At 37.9% G+C, this 4,676-nt stretch carries 4 protein-coding genes; all 4 read right to left on the reverse strand.

Translation table 11 applies throughout. From position 1 onward, the window contains the following. Positions 1 to 101: 101 nt before the first annotated feature. Positions 102 to 784 (reverse strand): IS1 family transposase gene (locus ACCM36_RS01540; RefSeq protein ID WP_370571939.1). Its coding sequence is split into 2 segments (ribosomal slippage): positions 102 to 461 and positions 464 to 784, totalling 681 coding nucleotides; the frame shifts between segments, so codons are not numbered across the junction. Positions 785 to 1,125: 341 nt separating this feature from the next. Then, positions 1,126 to 1,569, reverse strand: coding sequence for a phosphate-starvation-inducible PsiE family protein (locus ACCM36_RS01545; protein WP_370571940.1), 444 nt, complete (start codon positions 1,567 to 1,569; stop codon positions 1,126 to 1,128). A gap of 40 nt (positions 1,570 to 1,609) precedes the next feature. Continuing rightward, positions 1,610 to 3,058, reverse strand: coding sequence for an alpha-amylase (locus ACCM36_RS01550; protein ID WP_370571941.1), 1,449 nt, complete (start codon positions 3,056 to 3,058; stop codon positions 1,610 to 1,612). A gap of 633 nt (positions 3,059 to 3,691) precedes the next feature. After that, positions 3,692 to 4,420 (reverse strand): protease inhibitor I42 family protein, encoded by a 729-nt coding sequence (locus tag ACCM36_RS01555; protein ID WP_370571942.1) that lies wholly within the window; start codon positions 4,418 to 4,420, stop codon positions 3,692 to 3,694. Between the last annotated feature and the right edge of the window lie 256 nt (positions 4,421 to 4,676).

A 4,676-nucleotide genomic window follows, 5' to 3' on the forward strand; every position in this document is an offset into this window, starting at 1 on the left:
ATATGTCTGAATGCCCGGATTGTTAATTTGGTAGATATCTCTTGTGGAACTGATCGAGCAATCGGTCACACTGATTCTGCATAACTGATATTTTGGTATTGTTAACTAAACATAGTTAACTCTTTATTTCTGTATTTCATTAATAAAAGAACAGAGTACTTCAGCATTTCAAGACTCTTAGTATAACACTTTGTCTTTCTTCTCAACCTTGCCAGGAAGTGCCTCAATATGCTGTTATATCCTTCAACAGTATACGTTTCAGCTTTGGATCGTGTATGAATAGTCTCCGGGAGGAACTCTGCATATGCCTTCCAGTGATCAGTCATCACTTTTTCAATCTCTTTCCCTTCTAAGTATTCCCAGAGTTTTTGTCCGGTTTCTGTTCCTCTGCTACCAAAAGAGCAGTCGATGAATTTTTTCCCAACTCTATCAACAGCAATCCAGATCCAGCAATATTTTTTTTGTTTCCGATGTAAGTGTGCATCTCATCTAATTCAACGACAGATATCTCATTTTCGCTCTTTAGTTCCTCTAATTCCTGACCAAACTTCTTTATCCATTTTTGGACAGAAACATGACTTACTCCTAAAATTCGTCCTATTGAGCGAAATCCTAATCCTTCAAGATAGAGTTGCAAAGCCTGTCTTTTAACAAAAGAAGAGCTAGCAGTTGATTTTATCTCTACTGAATAGTTATATCCGCAATCATGGCATTTGTATCGTTGACGTCCATCGACTATACCATTCTTTCTGTGACTGGAACTTTTACATCTTGGGCAATTCATTGAGAAATATAGGAGTTCATAGTATATTACTATATTTGAATACCAATGCCCTATATTCTTAGAATTCTGTATTCATAATTATGTTGGAGTGCTGCTTTATGCATCGAAGCAAAAATAATTAGAAGATCTGGATAAACCTCTCTTTTTAACCGATTGTTCATAAAGATTTTATAAACCAATTTTCAAATAAAGGGGTTTTTCGAAATGCCCTCTAAATTTTGATATAAGTTAAAATTTCTAAGATACGTAGAATTCCTCTATATTCAATCGAGGATTCCTACATAGCCGATACGTCATATATCACCTTAGTTCCCAAATGTTAAGAGTACGTGAGGAAGAACTCATAATTTGGTTGGATATTTGACGGCCAGAGCCCTTATTATACCTAATGAGAACAACAATACCGATAGGCCTAGAACAAATGGATAATCAAATCTTTGGGCATATACCCCTACCGCGATTTCACGCATGACTATTAAAATCGTAGCATCGGTTACATATGTAATTCTGATCTCTTGATGTTCACGATAATCAATAAAAGTCTTGAAAAGATCAATAAGAACAAAAATTGTGAGGACACTGGATACTATCTGACCGAAACCACCCCCAAGAGTTCCAAATAAAATTGAGTTGATATCCAGTAGGATATGTATGACCCCCACAAATAGCGCTAGTAGCAGTATATAAAGGATGATGATAGTGACTAAATCAATTACTATTTTAAATATTTTATCCTGACTTATCATATATGTTTTATAATGAACTCGCATTTCACTCCCCCCCATTTATAATTTGTTCAATTAAAGCTTCTTAAAAGCTTTTATCCTATTCTTTTTTTGTATAGCAGGAAACCGAACCTCCTGAAACCTGAAATATCCCCTTTCCCTGTTCATCAATAATTACTTCTGCAGGATTATTGCCGACACGGTCAATCCATATCTCACCCGAATGGATCTTCCCTACATACATCTCCTTTTCTCCGTCTGATCCGTTAGTTAATACTACCGCGCAGCCGTCAGGATGCTCTTCGGTTCCAAGCCTTGTCCAGCCGATTGTATTTCCATGGTCAAGGTAGTCCTGTTGTTCTCCGTAGGCATTCTTTCTTCTGATCCTGATCAGATCGTCAATAACGTCTCGAATTGGCCTGTACTCTTTCACATTAGCAATTCCGTAGTAATCCCCGTGGAATATCGTAGGATAGCCATCCTTTCTTAACAAAATCAATGCATATGCCAACGGTTTGAACCAATCCTCCAAAAAGGATTCTAATGCCTGCATCGGTTGTGAGTCGTGGTTGTCTACAAAGGTTACTGCAAGCTGGGGATGAGTCTTAACTAATGAATTGTCGAAAATTGCCCTCATATCAAAGCTGTTACTCTCTTTAGACGCCCTGTAGAAATTAAAATGCAGTGAAACATCAAACAGATCCAGAAGATGTTCTTCTCGATCCAGATAATCGTCTAATACCTCAGGGTTTGATTGCCAATACTCACCTACAACATAAAACTCTTCACCCTGCTCATTTTTAATGAACTTTAAGAACTCTTTGATAAAATCCTGATTTATATGCTTAATTGCGTCAATTCTCACACCATCGATCCGTGTTTCATTTACAAACCACTTAAACCATTTGTATATTTCGTTTTTAACGTCCGGGTGATTAAAATCAATATCTGCAAACATCAAATAATCAAAGTTGCCGAAGTCTTTATCTACATTCTCTGCCCAATCCTTGTTGTCTCCGAGAATTTTATACACAGCGGTCTTTCCGTTTGCGTTATTGTAATCAATACCGGTAAAATGCTCAAAGGACCATTTAAAGTCAGAATATTTATTATTTCTTCCCGGGAAGGTGAATTTAGTCCAGCCTTTAACATCATAAGGCTCTGAAATAACGTTGGTTCTATTGTTAATTTCAACCTCAACCACTTTAAAGGTCTGAGTTTCATCACTTCCGGCTTTATGGTTAAGCACTATGTCGGCATATACCTGTATTCCGTTTTCATGCAGTGCATTAATAGCTTCGATCAGCTCATCTTTAGTTCCATACTTCGTTCTTACGGTACCCTTCTGGTCAAATTCTCCCAAATCATATAGATCATACACAGCGTAACCTGTATCACTGGAAGAAGTACCTTTGAAACAAGGTGGTATCCAAACAGCCGTAATCCCCAGTTCACTTAAATGAGGGGCGTCAGCTTTTAAGTTTTTCCAATGCTGACCATCATTTGCCATTGCATATTCAAAATATTGCATCAGTATACCGTTTCTCATAAGTTACCCTCATAAGCCTTCTTTTTGTAATTCTGCGAGTAGATACTGCATTAATAGTTGAATGCCTGTGATCCTTAATTTCTGATTGCTGAGATCATGTTCAATAGATAGTAATATAGATACCATACGTTTCAAACAAACGGTCCTTAACTATGATTTCGTTCTTATCGGTCTATCCGATCATACAATATTTAGTAAGGCTATTTATTCTTCTTCCGTTCATAAATAGTTGATCTGCAAGGCTTAGCATATTGATTTCAAGTTTTCCCCTTTATTTTAGGCAAGCTTTGTTCCATGATTGGCATCCGGTGGTTTTAAAAAAATAGATACAGTTTGTATATGACACAATATAATTTGAATGTACCCTTAGCTCGTAATGATTCCAAGCAATATACTGGCTGATATGATGAACAGCAACTTTAGGAGTACTATTTGATCACTGGTAGCTAGCAGCTTACTCAAACCTGTATGCATCCCGCTTTATCTATTTGATGTTGAAGGCCATGCAGAAATCGGATCCTTAATGATGATCCTGTGATCGGAAGGGACATTGACAGAAAATATCCAAAAAGGAACGTGAATCTGCTGATGTATATACAGCACAGATCACGTTCATGTGTTTATCTACCAGGTTCATGGACTTACATTTAATGTGAAATTGAAAGTATCTTCATCTCCTGTGACACTCTCCCATGGTCTTTTGTAAATTCCGGAAACCTTATACTGTCCCGCACTATCAGCCTGGATGGTCCATTCATGAAACCCGCCAGCTCCTGCGAGTCCTGTCTCTGTGGATGAAATGAACTCATCCGTTGCTACTTCAAGACCATCTGTAAAACTCATGTTCCAGGAATAACCTGTAGTTGGGTTCTCTTCCAGCCTTATTGTAACAAGCTCCCCTATCTTCACATCTGCTGAAGTGCCATTCTGTTCCTCAGTGAATACTTTGGTCGCTGCTCCACCTCCTGAAACTTGCTGCACTACTGCATTCAAGGTCTTCAAGTTTGAGGTCAATGGGTAGTGCTGGGTTGTAACATAATCTGCCTGTGAAACATTTCCATCACCATCTACATCTATATGCACAGACAGTGAATATTCCTTTCCGTCTTCCAATTTAGTTGTAGCAATTGCATACTGGAATGTGCTGTTTGCTCCGTGGGTAATGGAAAGATCCGATATAATCTGCTCTTCCACAACTATGGCTGAAGCATCTGCAATACTTACATCTTTAATTGTCACGTATGCTGTTGCATTGGAGAATGAAATATTTTGTTCTTCAAAGGATACTGCACCTGTAAGTAGATCATGTGCCGGAGGATTTACACATCCGGATAAAGCAGTGATGGCAACCAATGCCAACATAAATGAAGTGTGAATTATTATCGATCGATCATTTCTTCTCATGCTCTCAAGTCCTGATTATAGAGATTGGATCGTACCTATAAATCACTTGTTTAAGCTACGAATAATTTTGAAGTCATGTGGCATTGATTTCACAAGCCTCGGGTTTTTGTCACATGAATATATTTAAATCAGAAGTCTGTCAATCATTGAAGGGTGAAATGAAATGAGTGTTCTTGTGCTTGTCAGACATGGAGAATCACGCTGGAATCTTGAG

Origin of the sequence: Methanomethylovorans sp., from assembly GCF_041305605.1 — an archaeon.
Classification (GTDB): Archaea; Halobacteriota; Methanosarcinia; order Methanosarcinales; family Methanosarcinaceae; genus Methanomethylovorans.

What these genes read in the sequence shown, in the direction of transcription:
- ACCM36_RS01545 (WP_370571940.1), bottom strand. Translation starts at nt 1,569, where the DNA reads ATGGGGGGGAGTGAAATGCGAGTTCATTATAAAACATATATGATAAGT.
- ACCM36_RS01550 (WP_370571941.1), bottom strand. Translation starts at nt 3,058, where the DNA reads ATGAGAAACGGTATACTGATGCAATATTTTGAATATGCAATGGCAAAT.
- ACCM36_RS01555 (WP_370571942.1), bottom strand. Translation starts at nt 4,420, where the DNA reads ATGTTGGCATTGGTTGCCATCACTGCTTTATCCGGATGTGTAAATCCT.